17 protein-coding genes and 1 tRNA gene are annotated in these 20,123 nt (G+C 71.5%); 3 read left to right on the top strand and 15 right to left on the bottom strand.

What is annotated here, in order from left to right:
- Positions 1–63 precede the first annotated feature (63 nt).
- From ACZ407_RS04445 to ACZ407_RS04430, 4 genes are all read right to left on the bottom strand, one after another.
- Positions 64–136, bottom strand: a tRNA-His gene (locus ACZ407_RS04445).
- A 118-nt stretch (positions 137–254) separates the two neighbouring features.
- Positions 255–857 carry an oligoribonuclease gene (gene orn / locus ACZ407_RS04440; protein WP_468125380.1) on the bottom strand — a complete coding sequence of 201 codons (603 nt, stop codon included), beginning with the start codon at positions 855–857 and terminating at the stop codon, positions 255–257.
- Between the two features lie 83 nt (positions 858–940).
- Positions 941–2,119 carry a helix-turn-helix domain-containing protein gene (locus ACZ407_RS04435; RefSeq protein WP_468125379.1) on the bottom strand — a complete coding sequence of 393 codons (1,179 nt, stop codon included), beginning with the start codon at positions 2,117–2,119 and terminating at the stop codon, positions 941–943.
- Between the two features lie 376 nt (positions 2,120–2,495).
- Positions 2,496–2,645: a hypothetical protein gene (locus ACZ407_RS04430; RefSeq protein WP_468125378.1), complete on the bottom strand. Its 150-nt coding sequence runs from the start codon at positions 2,643–2,645 to the stop codon at positions 2,496–2,498.
- A 465-nt stretch (positions 2,646–3,110) separates the two neighbouring features.
- Here ACZ407_RS04430 and ACZ407_RS04425 point away from each other — a divergent pair, with 465 nt between their 5' ends.
- Positions 3,111–3,638: a universal stress protein gene (locus ACZ407_RS04425; protein ID WP_468125376.1), complete on the top strand. Its 528-nt coding sequence runs from the start codon at positions 3,111–3,113 to the stop codon at positions 3,636–3,638.
- Positions 3,639–3,736: 98 nt separating this feature from the next.
- A complete protein-coding gene (locus tag ACZ407_RS04420; protein ID WP_468125375.1) occupies positions 3,737–4,300 on the top strand; it encodes a GPR1/FUN34/YaaH family transporter in 564 nt (187 codons plus the stop codon).
- A 95-nt stretch (positions 4,301–4,395) separates the two neighbouring features.
- Here the strand turns inward: ACZ407_RS04420 and glmS are convergent, their stop codons facing one another.
- Both glmS and ACZ407_RS04410 read right to left on the bottom strand, forming a co-directional pair.
- Positions 4,396–6,213 carry a glutamine--fructose-6-phosphate transaminase (isomerizing) gene (gene glmS / locus ACZ407_RS04415; RefSeq protein WP_468125373.1) on the bottom strand — a complete coding sequence of 606 codons (1,818 nt, stop codon included), beginning with the start codon at positions 6,211–6,213 and terminating at the stop codon, positions 4,396–4,398.
- An 82-nt stretch (positions 6,214–6,295) separates the two neighbouring features.
- On the bottom strand, positions 6,296–6,571 hold the full coding sequence (locus ACZ407_RS04410; RefSeq protein ID WP_030008735.1) for a hypothetical protein: 276 nt from the start codon (positions 6,569–6,571) through the stop codon (positions 6,296–6,298).
- A 182-nt stretch (positions 6,572–6,753) separates the two neighbouring features.
- On the opposite strand from ACZ407_RS04410, the gene ACZ407_RS04405 reads away from it, so the two are divergent.
- Positions 6,754–8,361: a beta-N-acetylhexosaminidase gene (locus tag ACZ407_RS04405; RefSeq protein ID WP_468125372.1), complete on the top strand. Its 1,608-nt coding sequence runs from the start codon at positions 6,754–6,756 to the stop codon at positions 8,359–8,361.
- A 154-nt stretch (positions 8,362–8,515) separates the two neighbouring features.
- Here ACZ407_RS04405 and ACZ407_RS04400 read toward each other — a convergent pair whose 3' ends face one another.
- The 9 genes from ACZ407_RS04400 to ACZ407_RS04360 all read right to left on the bottom strand — a co-directional run bounded on the left by ACZ407_RS04400 (position 8,516) and on the right by ACZ407_RS04360 (position 20,108).
- Complete coding sequence (locus ACZ407_RS04400) at positions 8,516–10,312, bottom strand: IucA/IucC family protein (protein ID WP_468125371.1); 1,797 nt, start codon at positions 10,310–10,312, stop codon at positions 8,516–8,518.
- Positions 10,309–10,896 (bottom strand): GNAT family N-acetyltransferase, encoded by a 588-nt coding sequence (locus ACZ407_RS04395; protein ID WP_468125370.1) that lies wholly within the window; start codon positions 10,894–10,896, stop codon positions 10,309–10,311. The genes ACZ407_RS04400 and ACZ407_RS04395 overlap by 4 nt, the downstream gene beginning before the upstream one ends.
- Positions 10,893–12,197, bottom strand: coding sequence for a lysine N(6)-hydroxylase/L-ornithine N(5)-oxygenase family protein (locus ACZ407_RS04390; protein ID WP_468125368.1), 1,305 nt, complete (start codon positions 12,195–12,197; stop codon positions 10,893–10,895). The genes ACZ407_RS04395 and ACZ407_RS04390 overlap by 4 nt, the downstream gene beginning before the upstream one ends.
- Positions 12,181–13,662 (bottom strand): pyridoxal phosphate-dependent decarboxylase family protein, encoded by a 1,482-nt coding sequence (locus ACZ407_RS04385; protein ID WP_468125367.1) that lies wholly within the window; start codon positions 13,660–13,662, stop codon positions 12,181–12,183. Before ACZ407_RS04385 ends, ACZ407_RS04390 begins: the two co-directional genes overlap by 17 nt.
- Positions 13,663–13,785: 123 nt before the next feature.
- Positions 13,786–14,766: a siderophore-interacting protein gene (locus ACZ407_RS04380; RefSeq protein ID WP_468125365.1), complete on the bottom strand. Its 981-nt coding sequence runs from the start codon at positions 14,764–14,766 to the stop codon at positions 13,786–13,788.
- Positions 14,767–14,794: 28 nt separating this feature from the next.
- A complete protein-coding gene (locus ACZ407_RS04375; protein WP_468125363.1) occupies positions 14,795–15,835 on the bottom strand; it encodes an ABC transporter substrate-binding protein in 1,041 nt (346 codons plus the stop codon).
- 202 nt (positions 15,836–16,037) lie between these two features.
- Complete coding sequence (locus ACZ407_RS04370; protein WP_468125361.1) at positions 16,038–17,198, bottom strand: acyl-CoA dehydrogenase family protein; 1,161 nt, start codon at positions 17,196–17,198, stop codon at positions 16,038–16,040.
- Positions 17,199–17,205: 7 nt separating this feature from the next.
- Positions 17,206–18,123 (bottom strand): hydroxymethylglutaryl-CoA lyase, encoded by a 918-nt coding sequence (locus ACZ407_RS04365; protein WP_468125482.1) that lies wholly within the window; start codon positions 18,121–18,123, stop codon positions 17,206–17,208.
- Positions 18,124–18,134: 11 nt separating this feature from the next.
- Positions 18,135–20,108 (bottom strand): acetyl/propionyl/methylcrotonyl-CoA carboxylase subunit alpha, encoded by a 1,974-nt coding sequence (locus ACZ407_RS04360; RefSeq protein WP_468125359.1) that lies wholly within the window; start codon positions 20,106–20,108, stop codon positions 18,135–18,137.
- Positions 20,109–20,123: the final 15 nt, after the last annotated feature.

The following is a 20,123-nucleotide window of genomic DNA, read 5'->3' as shown; positions in this document are numbered from 1 at the left end:
GGGTCCTCCCGGGGCAACGCAGAGGGCCCCGGTCCGCTTCCGCGAACCGGGGCCCTCGTACAGGGTGAGTGACGGGACTCGAACCCGCGGCCACCTGGACCACAACCAGGTGCTCTACCAACTGAGCTACACCCACCATGTCCGGTCGGAACACCGACCGGCCGAGGAAAAGAGTACAGGGTCCGGGCAGGTGCTCGCTCCCCGGTTCTCCGCCGCCCTTTCCCCCGGGCCTGCCGGAAGGGGTGCCGCGGGGGCTATTCGGCGGGCAGGACGTGCTTGGCGGCGATGCTCTTCGCGGTGTCCGAGTCCGGTCCCGGCTGCGGGACGAAGACGGCCTCGCGGTAGTAGCGCAGCTCGGCGATCGATTCCTTGATGTCGGCGAGCGCGCGGTGGTTGCCGTTCTTCGGCGGGCTGTTGAAGTAGGCCCGCGGGTACCAGCGGCGGGCCAGCTCCTTGACCGAGGACACGTCCACGATCCGGTAGTGGAGGTGGCTCTCCAGGGTGGGCATGTCGCGCAGGAGGAATCCGCGGTCGGTGCCGACCGAGTTCCCGCACAGCGGGGCCTTGCCCGGCTCCTTGACGTGCTCGCGGATGTACGCGAGGACCCGCGCCTCGGCGTCCGCGAGGGTGGTCCCGCCGGGCAGCTCGTCGAGCAGTCCGGAGGCCGTGTGCATCTCGCGCACCACGTCGGGCATCTGGTCGAGGGCGCCCTCCGGCGGGCGGATCACGATGTCCACGCCGTCGCCGAGCACGTTGAGCTCCGAGTCGGTGACCAGTGCGGCCACCTCGATAAGTGCGTCGTCCGTCAGCGAGAGCCCGGTCATCTCGCAGTCGATCCACACCATGCGATCGTTCATACGCCCCACCCTATGGGAGGTCCCGCGGATCGTACGTCGACAGATCCGCGGGACCTCGGCTCACCCGGGCGGTACGGGGACCGCTACGCGTGTTCCCGTGCCCCCGGCAGCAGTGCCCGGCCGGGGGAGTACAGCTCGGTCACGGACGGCCCGCTGGCCGCCAGGGCCGCCGCCGCCCGCTGGGGCTGCGGAGTGCGCTGGTGCGGGACCGGGCCCCCCATCTCCGCCACCTGGGCGTCGGCCTGCGGCCGCCGGGCCCGGTACGCGGACCGGTAGGCGGCCGGGGAGGACCCCAGCTGCCGCCGGAAGTGCCCGCGCAGCGCCACCGGCGAGCGGAAGCCGCAGCGTCCGGCGACCTCGTCGACCGAGTAGTCGGAGGTCTCCAGCAGCCGCTGGGCCTGGAGCACCCGCTGGGTGATCAGCCACTGGAGCGGCGCGCTGCCGGTCAGCGAGCGGAACCGCCGGTCGAAGGTGCGCCGGCTCATGTAGGCGCGGGCCGCCAGCGTCTCCACGTCGAACTGCTCGTGGAGGTGCTCCAGCGCCCAGGCGACGACCTCGGCCAGCGGGTCGGCGCCGATCTCCTCCGGCAGCGACCGGTCGAGGTAGCGCTCCTGGCCGCCGGTACGGCGCGGCGGTACGACGAGCCGGCGGGCCAGGGCCCCGGCCGCCTCGCTGCCGTGGTCCGTGCGCACGATGTGGAGGCACAGATCGATTCCGGCCGCGGTGCCCGCGGACGTGAGCACGTCGCCGTCGTCCACGAACAGCTCGCGCGGATCGACGTGGACGGACGGATACCGCTTGGCCAGCGTCGGCGCGTACATCCAGTGCGTCGTCGCGGGCCGTCCGTCGAGCAGGCCGGCGGCGGCGAGTACGAACGCCCCCGTGCACAGCCCGACGATCCGGGCCCCCTCCTCGTGCGCGAGACGCAGTGCGTCCAGCGCCTCCGGGGGCGGCGGTGAAGTGATCGACCGCCAGGCCGGGACGACGACGGTGCCCGCGCGGGCGATCGCCTCCAGCCCGTAGGGCGCGGAGAGTTCGAGCCCGCCGGTGGTCCGGAGCGGCCCTTCCTCGCCTGCGCACACAAGCAGTCGGTAGCGTGGAACTCCTGCGTCCTGCCGGTCAATGCCGAACACAGAGAGCGGAATGGAACTCTCGAAAATCGGACCGCCGCTGAACAGCAGCACCGCGACAATCTCCCTGCGGCGGCGCCCTGCGAGCTTCCGCCCCGCGTCTGCGATGACGGCGGTGGAATCCTGGCTCATGGCGCTAAGCCCCCCTTGGGTGTCGCGACTCCTTGGTCTGGTCGCACCTGCACGTTTCCCCTCGGCCTTGCACGTGATCCCCCGCCGTGAATACATGATCGAATCTACTGCGTCGCGTGGTGTCGGCGTGACAAGTTCAGCACGCAGCGCTATGTCGACTTGGCAACTTGGCGTAAAGCATTCGATCAGGAAGCGTTCCATTCCGCGACCTTGGTGGGAAGCGGGACGGGCGCCCGTGGCCTGTACCTGTAGGGTCCGAACCCCCCTCCCGCGGTGTCGTCCCTGGTGGTGGGGGGGTTGGGTGGACATTCCGCCAAGGGTTGTGCCCTGGCGCGAAGTTGGCTGAAAACCTACGTTGTGCGGGTGTGCGAACCAGTCAGCCCTGTGGGGGCCGGGAGTGCCGGCCCCGTGCGGCGGCCGCCGGCTCGGCGGCGAGCACCCGGGCGGCGGAGCGCTCGGTCTTCTCCGCGTGCCGGAGCATGATCCGGCAGGCCGTGGTGACGGCGACCAGTCCCAGGGTGGCCACGGCGGCTCCACCGAAAGACGTGCCGTACACCACCAGCACCACGGGCACGAGGACGCAGCTGAATGCTGCCCACCGTACGACCTCGCCTGCCGGATCCCCGGAAGGGTGAACCGTGTGCGGGGACGGGGGCGACTGGACGGGGTGAACCGGATGACCGGGCACGGAGTGCTCCCTGCGGGCTCTTCCTGGGCAGTCGGACTCTTGTCCAACGCCGTCCGCCCGGACTCGGTCACTCTTCCAAAAGGTGGCTCGTCACTGACCGTAGGGACCTCCGGGCATTGCCAAGGAGCCCCGGCTCCGGCATGCTCCGGGGGACGCTTTCCCAAGGGCCGCGGGCTCTGTGCACGGGGGGAGTGTCGCCGTACCCTTGGGGGTATGGGCTTGGGAAGATGATTCCCGGACAGCGCCCCCGACAGCACCGTCACCCTCCGTTGCCTCCCAAGGACCTTCTTCGCCGAGACACCCATGGCCGGTCACGAATTCCCCGAACCCGCGGACCGCAAGCGCAAGCAGGTCGCCGACCCCGTGTCGGACCTCCGAGCGGTCGAAGAGGCGCGCCATCCGTGCGACCCGGCCTTCCGGCACGGCGTCGTCGTCGGATTCGACGGTTCCACCTCCAGTGAGCGGGCGCTCGCGTACGCGATCGGGATGGCCCGCCGCTCCGGATCCGGTCTGATCATCGTCCATGTGGCCAACCGGCTGCCCACCACCGTGTGGGCCGGCTGCGAGCCCCCGGTCTTCGTCGACGTGCCGGACCACCGCACCGAGGTGCTGGGGCTGGAACTGGCCTGCGCCGACTACCTCTCCGAGATCCCCTGGATCCTCGTCGAGCGCGGCGGGGACATCTGCCACGAGCTGGAGGAGGTCGGCCGCGAGTATTCGGCCGACGCCATCGTGGTGGGCTCCACCCACGGCATCGTCGGGCGGATCTTCGGCTCGGTCGCGGGCCGACTGGCCAAACGCGCACAGCGACCGGTCGTTGTCATCCCGTGACCGAAATTGCGGTGCTTGGCCGGTTGTGGCGGGTTGTGAAGGGTACATAAAACTCGCTGGACAACAGCCAAACAACTGCAGATCGAAGGGAGCCCGCCGTGGACAACGAAGTCTCCGCGGGAAACACTGCCTCCGTCTCGACCCTGGGCCACGTCGCCCTCGGTCTCACCCTTCTCGCGATCGGTCTCGGCCAGACCGGCGTCCTCGACGGCGTCGGTGCCGGTGACGCGGTCTCTCTCGCCAAGTACGTCGGCGGCGCCGCTCTGTTCCTCCTCGGACTCCTGGAGTTCCGCGGCGGGAACGGCTTCAACGGCACGGCGTTCGCAGGCGTCGGAGCCTTCCTGTACACGTGGGCCGCGGGCAGCGGCGGAAACGCTTCTGCCGACGCTGCGGGCCTGTTCATGATCCTCTTCGCCCTCCTCGCGCTCACCCTCGCCATGGGGGCGTCGAGCGGGCTGTTCGGCCAGGGGGTCTACGGACTGCTGTGCCTGTCCCTCCTGCTGACCGGCATCGGCTCCTTCGCCGACACGAGCGGTCTGGTGAAGGCCGGCGGCTGGGTGGCCGCGGTGACCGGCCTGCTGGCCTGGTACGGCGCGACGGCGGCGCTGGCCCACTGGCCGACGGCCCTCGGCAAGGCCCGCGGCGGCGCGGTCGCGGCCTGACCGGCGGCGCGGAAGACGGACGGCCCCCCGTGCGGGATGCACGGGGGGCCGTCCGGCGTTCCGGGCCGCCGCCGGGGCGGGCCGGGGAGCGCCCGCTACTCGACGGTGACGGACTTCGCCAGGTTGCGCGGCTTGTCGATGTCCCGGCCCAGGGCCAGGGCGGTGTGGTACGCCAGGAGCTGGAGCGGGATGCCCATGAGGATCGGGTCGAGCTCGTCCTCGTTCTTCGGAACGATGATCGTGTGGTCGGCCTTCTCCTGCTCCTGGTGCGCGACCGCGAGGATCCGGCCGCTGCGGGCCTTGATCTCCTCCAGGGCGGCGCGGTTCTTCTCCAGCAGCGAGTCGCTCGGCACGATCGCGACGGTCGGCATGGCGGGCTCGATGAGCGCCAGCGGGCCGTGCTTCAGCTCGGAGGCGGGGTAGGCCTCGGCGTGGATGTAGGAGATCTCCTTCAGCTTGAGGGAGGCCTCCAGGGCGACCGGGTAGCCGCGGACCCGGCCGATGAACATCATCGACTTGGCGTCGGCGTACTCGGCGGCCAGCTTCTTGATGTCCTCCTCGCCCTCCAGGATCTCCTGGATCTGGGCGGGGAGCTTGCGCAGGCCCTCGATGATCCGCTTGCCGTCGGCGACGGACAGGTCGCGGATGCGGCCCAGGTGCAGGGCGAGCAGGGCGAAGGCGGTCACGGTGTTCGTGAAGCACTTGGTGGACACGACGCAGACCTCGGGGCCGGCGTGCACGTACACGCCGCCGTCGGCCTCGCGGGCGATCGCGGAGCCGACCACGTTCACCACGCCGAGGACGCGGGCGCCCTTGCGCTTGAGCTCCTGCACCGCGGCCAGCACGTCGTACGTCTCACCGGACTGGGAGACGGCCACGTACAGGGTGTCGGGGTCCACGACCGGGTTGCGGTAGCGGAACTCGGAGGCCGGCTCGGCGTCGGCGGGGATGCGGGCCAGGCCCTCGATGAGGGAGGCGCCGATCAGGCCCGCGTGGTACGAGGTGCCGCAGCCGAGGATCTTCACGCGGCGGATGCCGCGGGCCTCGCGGGCGTCGAGGTTCAGGCCGCCGAGGTGCACGGTGGAGAACTTCTCGTCGATCCGGCCGCGCAGGACGCGGTCCACCGCGTCGGGCTGCTCGGAGATCTCCTTGTGCATGTACGTGTCGTGGCCGCCCATGTCGTAGGAGGCGGCCTCCCACTCGACGGTCTCGGGGGTCGCGGTGGTGCGGGTGCCCGAGGTCGTGTAGGTGCGGAAGTCGTCGGCCTTCAGGGTGGCCATCTCGCCGTCGTCGAGGGTGACGACCTGGCGGGTGTGGGAGATCAGCGCGGCCACGTCGGAGGCGACGAACATCTCCTTGTCGCCGATGCCGAGGACGACCGGGGAGCCGTTGCGGGCCACCACGATGCGGTCGGCGAAGTCGGCGTGCATGACGGCGATGCCGTACGTGCCCTCGACCACCTTCAGGGCCTCGCGGACGCGCTCCTCCAGGGACTCGGCCTGGGAGCGGGCGATCAGGTGGGTGAGGACCTCGGTGTCGGTCTCGGAGGCGAAGACGACCCCGTCGGCCTCCAGCTTCACGCGGAGCTCGGCCGCGTTGTCCACGATGCCGTTGTGGACGACCGCGACCTTGTTCTCGGGGTCCAGGTGCGGGTGCGAGTTGACGTCGCTCGGGGCGCCGTGCGTGGCCCAGCGGGTGTGGGCGATGCCGGTGGTGCCGGCGAAGCGCTTGGGGACGCGGGACTCCAGCTCGCGGACGCGGCCCTTGGCCTTGACCACCTTCAGGGCGGGGGTCTTGGGGCTGTTCACGACGATGCCGGCCGAGTCGTAGCCGCGGTACTCCAGCCGCTGGAGGCCTTCCAGCAGCAGAGGTGCCACGTCACGCTTGCCGATGTAACCGACGATTCCGCACATAAGGTTGTTACCCCTCCTGAAGTTCCTGGGTGTGCCCGGTCCTGGCCGGCGGGCGGTTGCGGCCGGTGGGCCGGCGGACGGTTCAGCCGTAGACGATGCGGCGCAGCTGGCGGAGCGAGAGCTCCGGCGGCGCCACGGCGCGGTGCGGCAGCTCCGCCGCGATCCGCTCGAAGATCTCCGCGTTGACCGCGCCTCCGGACTGGAGCTCCCGGTGGCGGCGGCGGACGAACTCCTCGGTCGTCTCGTCGAAGTACGCCAGCACGTCGAGCACCACCCGGGCGGCCTCACCGCGCTGCAGCGCGGTGCTGCGCACCAGGTGGTCCACGAGGTCGTCGTGTGACGGGCGGCGATCGAGCACCCGTAGATACTGAGGGGTCGCCACCTTGAATTGCAAGAATCCTGCCCGATTCCGGGCAGGATCACAATGGTACGGACCAGCGGAACCGAAGAATCCGGTCAGAATGCCGCCAGTCGGGCGCGAATCTCCCACCCCCGGCCTGTTCCGTCGCCGCTCCCGCGAGATTGGCCTATACCTGAGGGATGAGACTTCTGCGCCCCCTGCGCTCCCTCGCCGCGCTGCTCGTCTGCGGGGCCCTCGCGGTCTCCTGCAGCGAGGCGCGGAGCGCGGACTCCCCGAAGTCCGGCGAGCGGGCCGGCCCGGCCGCGGCCCTCACCGCGTACGAACGGATCATCCCGGCCCCCGCGAGCACCGCCCCCGGCGGGCCCGGCTACACCCTCGACGCCCGGACGGCCCTGCGCGCCACCGCGGGCTCCCCGGAGGCCAAGCGGGTCGCCGAGCAGCTCGCCGCCGCCTGGCGCCCGGTCACCGGGCTGCCCCTGCCGGTCGCCGGCACCGACGCCGGGGTGGGCCGGGACGGGCTGCGGCTGCGCCTCGACGGGAACGCGGGGGCCTTCGGCGAGGAGGGCTACCGGCTGGAGATCGACGAGGACGGGGCGGTCCTGACCGCACACCGCCCCGCCGGGCTGTTCCGGGGTGCGCAGACCCTGCGCCAGCTGCTCCCGCCCGCCCGGGGCCCCTGGACGCTGGCGGGCGGCACGGTGACCGACACCCCCCGCTTCGGCTACCGCGGGGCCATGCTCGACGTGGCCCGGCACTTCTTCACCGTCGAACAGGTGAAGCGGTACGTGGACCAGCTGGCCCTCTACAAGATCAACACCCTGCACCTGCACCTCACCGACGACCAGGGCTGGCGGATCGCGGTGGCCTCCTGGCCGCGGCTGGCCACGTACGGGGGCGCCTCCGAGGTGGGCGGCGGCCCCGGCGGGCACTGGACCCGCGAGCAGTACAGGGATCTGGTCGCCTACGCGGGCGAGCGCTACATCGAGGTCGTCCCCGAGATCGACATGCCGGGCCACACCAACGCGGCCCTGGCCTCGTACGCCGAGCTGAACTGCGACGGCAGGGCCCCCGCCCGCTACACCGGGACCAAGGTCGGCTTCAGCTCCCTGTGCGTGCCCAAGGAGCGCACGTACGAGTTCGTCGACCAGGTGCTGCGCGAGATCGCGGCGCTCACCCCGGGCCGCTACCTGCACATCGGCGGGGACGAGGCGCACTCCACCAGCCACGCGGACTACGCGGTCTTCATGGACCGGGCCCAGGCCCTGGTCGCCGACCGGGACAAGACGGTCCTGGCCTGGCACCAGCTGACCGGCGCCCGGCCGGCCCCCGGCGCGGTCGTCCAGTACTGGGGCCACGACAAGACGAGCGCCGCGGAGAAGGCCCGGGTGGCCGAGGCCGCGCGCGCGGGCCACAAGATCGTCATGTCCCCCGCGGACCGGGTCTACCTGGACATGAAGTACGACCGGACCAGCCCTGTCGGGCTCACCTGGGCCGGGTACGTGCCGGTCCGGCGGGCCTACGACTGGGACCCCGGGGCCTACCTGCCCGGAGTGCCCGAGGAATCGGTGCTCGGCGTCGAGGCCCCGCTGTGGACGGAGACCGTCACCACCAGCCGGGAGCTGGAGTACCTGGCCTTCCCGCGGGTCATCGGGGCCGCCGAGCTCGGCTGGTCCCCGGCCGCCGCGCGGGACTGGACGGCGTACCGGCTGCGGCTGGCCGCGCAGGGCCCGCGCCTGGACGCGCTCGGCATCCGCTACTTCCGCGCCCCGGACGTCCCCTGGGAGTGAGCCGGGGCCGGGACGGGACGAAGGAGCCGGCGGAGGAGCCGGCGAAGCAGCCGGCCGAAGAGCGGGCGCACCCCCCGAGGGACCGTATTCGGAACGGGTGCGCCCGCTCTGCCGTCTGCCGGCCGGCGAGGGCCTGGGACGCCGGCCGGCGGTCTCAGCGGCGCGCGAAGGGCGCGACCGGGTTCTTGAGGGTGCCGACGAGCTGGAGCGCGGCGGCCGGGTCGGACAGGTCGACCATCTGCCGGTTGTTGCGCAGCTGGAGCCGGTTCAGGCAGGACAGCTGGAACTCCTCGGCGAACAGGTCGTAGCGCGCGAACCGCTCCGCGAGCTGCGGCATCGAGTCCTGGTAGGCCTGCCCGCACTCGGCCACGGCCCGCCAGAAGACCTCCTCCTCGCAGACCCCCTCGGAGGCCAGCAGGGAGCCCAGGAAGCGGAAGAAGCAGTCGAAGACGTCCGTGAACACGGACAGCAGCTTCATGTCCTCCGGGATGTCCGCCCGGATCCGCTCGACCGCGGGCGGCAGCACCGCGTCCGGGTCCATGACCACGATCTCCTCGGCGATGTCCTTGAACACCGCCCGCTTCACCACGCCGCCCTCGATGACGAGGATCGTGTTCTCCCCGTGCGGCATGTACGCGAGGTCGTACTGGTAGAAGCAGTGCAGCAGCGGCACCAGGTAGGCCCGCAGGTAGTGGCGCAGCCACTCGGCCGGGGTCAGCCCCGACTCCTCGATCAGCGCGGCCGCGAAGGACCGGCCCTCGGAGTCCACGTGCAGCAGCGCCGCCATGGTGGTCAGCCGCTCGCCGTCCTTCAGGGAGGCCACCGGGGACTCGCGCCACAGGGCGGCGAGCATCTTGCGGTAGGGCGAGTAGCGGTCGGTGGCCCGCTCGTACTGGCGGTGGTGGTAGCCGATCGCGGCGCGCTCGCGGATGATCGAGAACTCGACGCCGCGGAGCACCTCGTCGCCCTCGATGAGCTGGTGCAGCCAGTCGTTGATGGCCGGGGTGGCCTCCATGTAGGCGGCCGACAGGCCGCGCATGAAGCCCATGTTGAGGACCGAGATCGCGGTCTTGACGTAGTGCTTCTCCGGCGCGCTCCGGTTGAAGAACGTACGGATCGACTGCTGCGCCAGGTACTCGTCCTCGCCCTCGCCCAGCAGGACCAGCCGGCGGTTGGCGATCTCGGCGGCGAAGGTGACCGTGGTCTTGTTCCACCACTGCCAGGGGTGCACCGGCAGCAGGTGGTAGTCGGCGAGGTCGAGGCCCAGCTCCGCCAGCCGGGCGGCGAAGCGCTCGACGGCGGCGTCCCCCAGCTCGGCGCGGACGAAGGAGTCGTGGTCCAGGCCGGCGCCCGCGGTGAAGGTGGACACCTCGCGGTGGGCGGCCACCCAGACCAGTCGGACCGGGCTCGCGGCCTCGGGGGCGTACGCCCGGTACTCGTCCACGCCGAAGCCGAGGCGGCCGTTGTTGGCCACAAAGCACGGGTGGCCCTCGGTCATGCCGGTCTCGATGTCCTGGAAGCCGCTCTTGGCCAGGACGGCGGCCGGGACCTGCTCCTTGGTGTACTTGTAGGCGGCCCCGGCCAGGGTGGAGGAGATCTCCTCCAGGTAGACCGGGAGCACCTCGGCGCTCAGCCCGAGGGACTCGCGCAGCTCGATGTGGAAGTCGAGGGCGTCGAGGGGCAGCTCGGCGCCGTCGCGGTGGCGGGTGACCGAGGCCTCGTCCACCGCCCAGTGGTCGAGGGCGTGCCGCGCGGCGGCGAAACGATACTCCACGGTGCCGTCGTCGCTGCGGACGGCGTAGCGGCCGTCGCCCAGCGGCTCGGGGGTCAGCAGCCGCTCGTGGGAGAACTCGGCGAGGCCCTTGCGGACCAGGGCGCGGTTGGCGCGGGCCCACAGCTCGGGGGAGAGGTGGGAGACGGCGCCGGCCAGGTCGGTGCGCGCGGTGCTCATATCGAGGCCTCCGTGGTGAGGCCGGTGGCGGCCTCGAACTGCTCGCGGGTGCAGAAGCTGAGGAGCGCCTGCTTCTCGGGCTTGCGGATCTCGCGCTCGGGGACGAAGCCGACGGCCTCGTTGAGCGCGTGCACGGCCGTGTTGGACACGTCCGGCTCGACGACCACGCGGCGGACGGCCGGGTCGGCGAACAGGGCGGCCATGACCGTGGTGATCACGGCGCGGGTGAAGCCGTGCAGAGGGGTGTCGGACGGGGCGACCAGGAAGTGCATGCCCACGTCCCCGGGCTCCGGGTCGTAGAGGCCGACCAGCTCCAGCTGCGTCGGGTCGTAGCGCTCCATCAGGAAGGCCGGCCGGCCCTCGTGCAGGCCGATGAAGGCCTCGTGGTGCGGGTGCCCGGCGATCCGCGCGTACTCGCTCTCGACCTCCGCCGGGGACGCGTCCTGCATCATCCAGAACGAGGCCTTGGGGTGGGTCACCCAGCCGTGCAGCAGCGCGGCGTCGGCGTGCGGGTCGAGGGCGCGGACGGCGAACTCGCCGAGTGCCGCGTCCGTACGGGCGTGGAGGAGGTGGGTGGTGCTCATGCCAGGGTGCCTTCCGGGGCCGCGAACTGCTGGAACGCGATGGACTTCTCGACCTTGTAGTACTCGCGGCCGAGCAGCTCGCCGATGATGTACGCGTTCCGGTACGCGGCCATGCCCAGGTCGGGCGAGGTGATGGAGTGGGTGTGGACGCCTGCGTTCTGCAGGAAGATGCCGCTGCCGGTGGAGTCGATGCTGTAGTTCCGGGCCACGTCGAAGCGGCCGCGGCCGTCCCAGCGGATCCGGTCGCGGACCGGCTCCAGGAAGGCCGGGACCTCGTACTTGTAGCCGGTGGCCAGGATCAGGCCCTCGGTGGCCAGGGTGAAGTCGCGTTCCTGCTCCTCCTGGCGCAGCCCCAGGGTGTAGCTGCCCGAGGCGGCGTCGTACCCGGCGGCGTGCAGGGCGGTGTTGGTGAGCAGGGTGGTGGGGACCGGGCCGCCCAGGTTCTTCTGGTAGAGCAGGTCGAAGATCTCGTTGACGAGGTCCCCGTCGATGCCCTTGAACAGGCCCTTCTGCTCGCCCTCCAGGCGGTAGCGGGTGTCCTCGGGGAGGGCGTGGAAGTAGTCCACGTACTCCGGGGAGGTCATCTCCAGGGTCAGCTTCGTGTACTCCAGCGGGAAGAACCGCGGGGAGCGGGTCACCCAGTTGAGCCGGTAGCCGTACACGTCGATCTCGGAGAGGAGGTCGTAGTAGATCTCGGCCGCGCTCTGGCCGCTGCCGACCAGGGTGATGGACTTCTTCTTCTGGAGCTCCGCCTTGTTCTGCACGTAGGCGGAGTTGTGGATGACGTCGCCGGCCAGGCCCTCGCAGGCGGCGGGGACGTACGGCGGGGTGCCGGTGCCGAGCACCAGGCGGCGGGCCCGGTGGGTGTCGCCGCGGTCGGTGCGGACCTCGTACAGGCCGGCCTGCTCGTCGTACGCCACCTCGGTGACGGAGGTCGAGTACAGGACGTTGTCGAGCCGGTCGGCGGCCCAGCGGCAGTAGTCGTTGTACTCGGTCCGCAGCGGGTAGAAGTTCTCCCGGATGTAGAAGGAGTACAGCCGGTCCTTGTCCTTCAGGTAGTTCAGGAAGGAGAAGGGCGAGGTCGGGTCGGCGAGCGTGACCAGGTCCGACATGAAGGGGGTCTGGAGGTGCGCGCCCTCCAGGAACATCCCGGCGTGCCACTCGAAGTGCGGCTTCGACTCGATGAAGAGACCGTCGAGCTCGTCGATCGGCGCGGTCAGGCAGGCGAGCCCCAGGTTGAAGGGCCCGAGCCCGATGGCGATGAAATCGTGCGGCGCGCGGGGCTCACGAGGCGTGGACAAGGGATTCTCCCAGGTACTGCTCGGCGTGTTCGGCGAGGAGGTCGAGGACGGCCGCGATGTCGGACGTCGTGGTCTGCGGGTTGAGGAGGGTGAACTTCAGGTAGTGGGCGCCGTTCACCTTGGTGCCCGCGACGACGGCCTCTCCGGAGGCGAAGAGGGCCTTGCGGGCGTAGAGGTTGGCGCGGTCGATCCGGTCCGGGGACGTGATGCCTGCGGGCACGAAGCGGAAGACGAGGGTGGACAGCTGCGGCTGGACGACCACCTCGAAGCGGGGGTCGGCGGCGAGCAGGGCGTGACCGGCCGCGGCCAGGTCGCACACCTCGTCGAAGAGCTGTCCGACCCCGTCGGCGCCCATGACGCGCAGGGTCATCCACAGCTTGAGGGCGTCGAACCGGCGGGTGGTCTGGATGGACTTGTCGACCTGGTTCGGGATCCGCTCCTCGGCCATCCGGCGCGGGTTGAGGTAGTCCGCGTGGTACGTGGCGTGCTTGAGGGTGTCGCGGTCGCGGACCAGGACGGCGCTGGAGCTGACCGGCTGGAAGAAGGACTTGTGGAAGTCCACGGTGACCGAGTCGGCCAGCTCTATGCCGGAGAGGAGGTGCCGGCGGGTGGGCGAGACCAGCAGGCCGCAGCCGTACGCGGCGTCCACGTGCATCCAGGCGGAGTAGGCGGCGGCCAGCCCGGCGATCTCGGGGAGCGGGTCGATGGACCCGAAGTCGGTGGTGCCCGCGGTGGCGACGACGGCCATCGGGAAGAGGCCTTCGCGCTCGCAGGCCGCGAGCTCCCGGGCCAGGGCGGCGGTCTGCATGCGCTTGTTCCGGTCGACCGGGACGGAGACGACGGCCTCGTAGCCCAGGCCCAGCATGGCGGCGGACTTCTTGACGCTGAAGTGGCTGGCCTCGGAGGTGAAGATGCGGAGCTTGGGGAGGAGTTCCGCCTTCGTCAGCGGCGTCTCGCTGTTCTTCATCACCAGGCGGCAGGCCTCGTCGCGGGCCAGCAGCAGGGCGTGGAAGTTGGACTGGCTGCCCCCGGAGGTGAACACGCCGTCGGCGCCCGGGCCGAAGCCGATCCGGCCGGTGGTCCAGTCGATGAGCCGTCGCTCGATCAGCGTGCCGCCGATGGACTGGTCCCAGGTGTCCAGGGAGGAGTTGACGGCGGACAGGACGGCCTCGCCGAGCACGGCCGGGATGACGACCGGGCAGTTGAGGTGGCCGAGGTAGCGCGGGTGGTGGAAGTAGACCGCGTCCCGCAGGTAGACCTCCTCCAGCTCGTCGAGGGCGGCGGAGGCGTCTTCGAGCGGGGTGTCCAGGTCGATGTCCGCGATGACCGGGGTGAGTTCCTCGACGGAGATCCCGGTGTGCGGCCTGCTGGTGGCGGCGAGTTTGGCAGCGACACGCTCGACGCCCTCGATGACGGAACGCCGGTAGCTGTCCGCGGTCGTGTCATTGAGCAGATGCGAACGCATCAGGGGTTCCTCCGGGCAGGGAGAGGTCGGGGGGCTTGCTGCTTAGGTTAGCCTAACCTTAGTGCATCCCAAAACGAAGAGGGGCCCCGGTTTTCACCGGGGCCCCTCTTGTGAACTGCCTTACTACAGAGCCGAGTCGGGATCCTCGCTGGGAGCCCGGCCCGCGTACGCCTCGGCGAGGAGCTCCTCCTCGCTGGCGCCCAGCCGCCAGTAGCCGGTGAACTTCACCGCACGGCGGTCGATGTGACGTTCCTGCACGACGTGCCGGCGTACCGCCCGCACCGTCCCGGCCTCGCCCGCGATCCAGGCGTACGTGCCCGCACCCGCGGGGGAGTCCTCCGCGGGGGCCGCGGCGCGCAGGGCCGCGAGCGCCTGGGCGGTGCGGCCGGAGCCGTCCGCCGCCGGGTGGATCCAGACCACCTCGGCGCCGGCCGGGGCCGTCAGCTCCAGCCGGTCGTCCGCGTGCGGGACCTGGAACCAGGCGTGCACGGCGGTGCCTTCGGGCAGCCGCTCCAGGATCGCCGCGGCGGCCGGCAGGGCCGTCTCGTCCGCGTACATGAGGACCGTGTGCGTGCCGGCGGGCGGCTGGAAGCGCACCGACTTGTTCGCGGCCACGGTCGGGCCGATCGCCATGATGCGGCTGCCGGGCCGGGCGCGGCCCGCCCAGTGGGAGGCGGGGGAGGAGTCCCCGTGGAGGACGAAGTCGATGTCCACCTCCACCTCGCCGCCGGGGGAGCGGCGCTCCTCGCGCACCGTGTAGGAGCGCATCACGGGCCGCTCCGCCTCGGGCACGGCACGCCAGGCGCCGAACCAGGTGTCCTCGGCCGTGGACGGGAGCTCGGTGTGCTCCTGGTGCGGCAGCGGCAGGAACAGCGACAGGCTCTGGTCGTACCCGCCGGAGCGGAACTCCCGCAGGGACTCCCCGCCGAAGGTGACCCGCAGGAAGGAGTGGCCGATGCGGCGGGTGCGCAGCACCTCGAACGTGAAGAAGCGGAACTGCGCGGCGGCAGCGGCGGCCGCCTCCGCCCCGCTCGGCGCCTCGGCTGCCGGTGCGGTCGCAGCGCCTTCGGTGGCGCCGGACGTGGCCTCGGTCGGTGCGGTCATGGTGGTGAGTCCCCCCGGGGGCGTCGGGTCAGCTGACCTTCTTGGCGTTCTGGATGGCCTTCGCGAGGTCCTCCAGGATCAGGGCGCACTTCTCGTACGAGTAGATCGGCTCGGTCACGCGCGGGGTGACCTGGTTGGCCTTGACGGCGGGCAGCTGCGCCCAGGTGGGCTTGGCCGCCAGCTCCTTGGGCTGGAGGGTGCCGGTGCGGTTGTCCAGGAGGATCAGGTCCGCCTTGTACTCGTCGGCGTTCTCCCAGCTGAGGGTCTGGAAGAAGCCGCCCTGGTCGAGCTTCTTCGGGATGACGAACTGGACGCCGAGCTGCTCGAAGTACTTCAGGTCCGCGGAGGTCTTCGGGGTGGAGACGTAGAACTTGTCCGCCGCGCCGGAGCCGACGAGGACCTTGATGCCCGGGTTGGCCTTGGTGGCCGCGCGGACCTTGGCGGCCGCGGCCTCGAAGCGGGCCTTGGCGTCGACCGTCTTCTTGGCGTTGAGGTCGGCGCCCAGGGCCTTGGCGAGGTCGGCGGTGCGCGCCAGCGCCTTGTCGAGGGTGGCGTCGCCGCCCACGGAGACGGCGGCGGCCGGGGCCAGCTTCAGGATCTTGGCCTTGGACTCCTCCGGCACGTACCAGTACGTGCCGTCCCAGGTGTTGGTGACGAGCAGGTCAGGGCGCAGGGAGGCGTACTTCTCGACGTTGAACTCGCCCCAGACGTTGCCGAGGAGCTCGACCTTGGAGATGTCCATCGAGCCGGCCTGGACGTCGGGCTTGCCGTCGGCGGTCTTGGTCGGGCCGAAGACGCCCTTGACCTGGACCCCGTAGTCGTAGAGCGCGGCGGCGGTGCCGGTGAAGGCGACGACGTTCTTCGGGGCGGCCTTCAGGCTGATGTCCTTGCCCAGGTCGTCCTTGAAGCTCCAGGGGCCGGAGGCCGCGGTGCCCTTGTCCTTGCCGCCCGTCTCGTCCTTCGCCGAGTCGGAGCCGCCACCGCACGCGGTGAGGGCGGCGACGAGGCCGAGGGCGCCGCCGGCGGCGAGGATGCCGCGACGGGAGAGGGTGGTTCGGGACTTGGGCATGTCGATGTCCGCTTTCGTGCGTGCCGGGCGGCCACTGGGCCGTTCGGAGGGAAGGTTAGCCTAACCTTGGCCGAAAGCGGTAAGGGGGCCCTAAGTTTTCTCAGGGCCCCCTTGAGTTCCATCTGCGCACGCCCGCACGCGGCGGACGCACGGACACCGCGTGCGGGCGCCCAACCCGCAGGTCGGGCAACGGATTCGAGCGTCAGGCGCCGAACCCCAGCTCGCGGGCGATCAGCATGCGCTGCACCTCGCTGGTGCCCTCGCCGATCTCCAGGATCTTGGAATCGCGCCACATGCGGGCCACCGGGTACTCGTTCATGAACCCGTAGCCGCCGTGGATCTGGGTGGCCTCGCGGGCGTTGTCCACGGCGACCGTCGAGGAGTACAGCTTCGCCAGCGCGGCCTCCTTCTTGAAGGGCTCGCCGTGCACCAGGCGGGAGGCGGCGTCGCGCCAGCCGAGCCGCGCCATGTGCGCCCGCAGCTCCATGTCGGCCAGCTTGAACTGGATCGCCTGGTTGTCGCCGATCGGACGGCCGAAGGCCTCGCGCTCCTTCGCGTACTTCACCGACTCGTCCACACAGCCCTGCGCCAGGCCGGTGGCCAGCGCCGAGATGGCGATCCGGCCCTCGTCAAGGATCCGCAGGAACTGCGCGTAGCCGCGGCCCTCCTCGCCCACCAGGTTCGCCAGCGGCACGCGGACGTTGTCGAAGGAGAGCTCGCGGGTGTCCGAGGCGTTCCAGCCCACCTTGGAGTACGGGGCGGCCACGGTGAAGCCGGGGGTGCCGGAGGGCACGATGATCGAGGAGATCTCCGGACGCCCGTCCGCCTTGCGGCCGGTCACGGCGGTGACCGTCACCAGGCCGGTGATGTCCGTGCCCGAGTTGGTGATGAAGCACTTCGAGCCGTTGATGACCCACTCGCCGCCGTCCTTGACGGCGGTGGTGCGGGTGCCGCCCGCGTCCGAGCCGGCACCCGGCTCGGTCAGGCCGAACGCGCCCAGCATCTCGCCGGAGCACAGCTTGGGCAGCCACTCCTGCTTCTGCGCGTCCGTGCCGAACAGGTACAGCGGCATGGCGCCCAGGGAGACCCCGGCCTCCAGGGTGATGGCCACCGAGGAGTCGACGCGGGCCAGCTCCTCCAGGGCGATGCCGAGGGCGAGGTAGTCGCCGCCCATGCCGCCGAACTCCTCGGGGAAGGGCAGGCCGAACAGGCCCATCGCGCCCATCTCGCGGACGATCTCGTACGGGAACTCGTGCCGCTCGTAGAAGTCGCCGATCTTCGGGGCGACCACGTCGTGCGCGAACGCCTCGACGGTGCGGCGGAGTTCCTCGTGCTCGGGGGAGAGCCGGTGGTCGAGGGACATGATTCTGCTACTCCTTGTGGGAGAGGGCGCGGACGGTACGGGAGGGGCTGGGACGGCCCAGCCGTTCGGCCATCCACACGCTCGTGGCGGTGAGGGCGGCCAGGCCGACCCCGGTCTCGATGCCGAGGCCGTCGAGCATCCACACCAGGTCTTCGGTGGCGAGGTTGCCGGTGGCGCTCTTGGCGTACGGGCAGCCGCCGAGGCCGCCCGCGGAGGCGTCCACGGTGGTGACCCCGTGCCGGAGCGCCGCATACGTGTTGGACAGGGCCTGGCCGTAGGTGTCGTGGAAGTGCACACCGATCCGGTCGGTGCCCACCCCGGCCTCGTTCAGCCCGGTCAGGAGGGCCGTGACGTGCCCGGGGGTGGCGACGCCGATGGTGTCCCCCAGGCTCAGTTCGTCGCAGCCCAGGTCGAGCAGGGCCTTGGCCACGCGGACCACCTGCGGCACCGGGACAGCCCCCTCCCAGGGGTCCCCGAAGCACATCGACAGGTAGCCGCGGACGTGCATCTCCGCCTTCTTGGCGCGCGTGACGACCGGCTCGAACATGGCGAGCGACTCGTCCACGGTGCGGTTCAGGTTCCGCGCCGCGAAGGTCTCGGTGGCCGAGCCGAACACCGCGATGCGGCGCACCCCCTGCTCCACGGCCCGGTCCAGCCCGCGCTCGTTGGGCACGAGCACCGGCAGGTCCGCGCGGACGTCCGCGAGCAGGGGCAGCAGCTGCTCGGCGTCGGCGAGCTGGGGCACCCAGCGCGGGTGCACGAAGCTGGTGGCCTCGATGGTGGTCAGGCCCGCGGCGGCGAGGCGGTGGATGAACTCCGCCTTCACCTCCACCGGGACGGTGCTCTGCTCGTTCTGGAGGCCGTCCCGGGCCCCGACCTCGTGGATGCGGACCCGGGCCGGGAGGCCCGGCGCGGGCACCGTCATGGGCAGGCCGATCACTTCGCCGCCTCCTTGTCGTCCTCGTCGTGCGGGGTGACGACCGCGAGCACCTGGTCCATCGCCACGGTGGTGCCGGGGGTCACGTCCAGCTCGGTGACGGTGCCGGCGTGCGGGGCGGAGATGACGTGCTCCATCTTCATGGCCTCGACGACCAGCAGGCTCTGGCCCTGGGCCACCTCGTCCCCGACGGCCACCTTGACCACGGTGACCGTGCCGGGCATCGGCGCGGCCAGGGTGTCGGCGCCGCCGTGGCGGGCCCCGCCGAGGCTCGCCGCCACCGGGTCGTGGTCCAGGACGTGCCAGGTGTCCCCGTCCCGGCCCAGCCAGACGCCCTCGGCGCTGCGGGCGTACGAGAAGTGGTGCACGATCCCGTCGACGGTCACCGACACCCGGTCCGCGGCCACCTCGTGGCGGCTCCGGTCCTTCGCCTCGTACTGCACCGGCTCCTGGCCGGACAGCCGGAACCAGTGCCGCAGCGGGGCCGGGGTGCCGCCCAGGCGCCAGCCGTTCGGCACGCCGAACGGGTCGGTCCAGCCCCCCTGTGCGGCCGGGGCGGCCAGAGCCGCCTCGCGGACCGCCGCGGCCGCCTCGAACACCTCGGCCGGCACCCCCTCGGGCAGCAGCCCGTCGAGCTCGCGCTCCACCAGGCCGGTGTCCAGCTCCCCGCCGACCACGTCGGGGTGGGCCAGCAGGCGGCGCAGGAAGCCGGTGTTGGTGGCCACGCCCAGCACCGTGTTCTGCGCCAGCGCGGCCCGCAGGGTGCGCAGCGCCGCCGCCCGGTCCGGACCCCAGGCGATCACCTTGGACAGCATGGGGTCGTAGGTGCTGCCGACCTCGGCCCCGGAGCTCAGCCCCGAGTCCGTACGGACGGCCGGCCCGGCCGGTTCGGACAGCGAGAGGACGGTGCCGCCGGAGGGCAGGAACCCGCGGGCCGGGTCCTCGGCGCAGATCCGGGCCTCGACCGCGTGCCCCTTCAGGGCGATGTCCTCCTGGGCGACCGGCAGCGGCTCGCCCGCCGCCACCCGCAGCTGGAGCTCCACCAGGTCCAGCCCGGTCACCAGCTCCGTCACCGGGTGCTCGACCTGGAGGCGGGTGTTCATCTCCATGAAGTAGTACGAGGAGGGGTCGCCGCCGGGGACGATGAACTCCACCGTGCCCGCGCCCACGTAGCCGCAGGAACGTGCCGCCTGAACGGCCGCCGCGCCCATCGCCTCCCGGATCTCCGGGGTCAGCAGGACGCTCGGGGCCTCCTCGATGATCTTCTGGTGGCGGCGCTGGAGGGAGCACTCGCGCTCGCCGAGGTGGACCACGTTCCCGTGGGCGTCCGCCAGCACCTGGATCTCGATGTGGCGCGGCCGGTCCACCCAGCGCTCCACGAGCAGGGTGTCGTCGCCGAAGGAGGAGCGGGCCTCGCGCCGGGCGGCCGCGATCTCCTCCGCGAGCACCGCCTCGTCGCGCACCAGGCGCATGCCCTTGCCGCCGCCGCCCGCCGAGGGCTTCAGCAGGACCGGCATGCCGATCGCGGCCGCCGCGGCGGCCAGTTCGGCGTCGGACAGGCCGCTGCCGGAGGAGCCGGGGACCACGGGCACGCCCGCCGCCTTCACCGTCTCCTTGGCCGTGATCTTGTCTCCCATCAGGGAGATCGCCGAGGCCGGCGGGCCGATGAAGGCCAGCCCGGCGGCCTCGCAGGCGGCCGCGAACGCGGCGTTCTCGGCGAGGAACCCGTAGCCCGGGTGGACCGCCTCGGCGCCGGTGCGGGCGGCGGCCTCCAGCAGCCGCTCCACCGAGAGATAGCTTTCTGCAGCCGCGGCGGGGCCGAGGCGGACCGCGGTGTCCGCCTCCCGTACGTGCCGGGCGTCGGCGTCCGCGTCGCTGAACACGGCCACCGAGCGCACCCCCAGCTCCCGCAGGGTGCGGATCACGCGGACCGCGATCTCGCCCCGGTTGGCGACCAGGACCGTGCTGAACATCGGAGACATGAAAAG

Source organism: Streptomyces sp. NPDC030809, from assembly GCF_055572195.1.
Note: the sequence above shows the minus strand (reverse complement) of the source record. Positions and strands in the feature narration are given on the sequence as shown.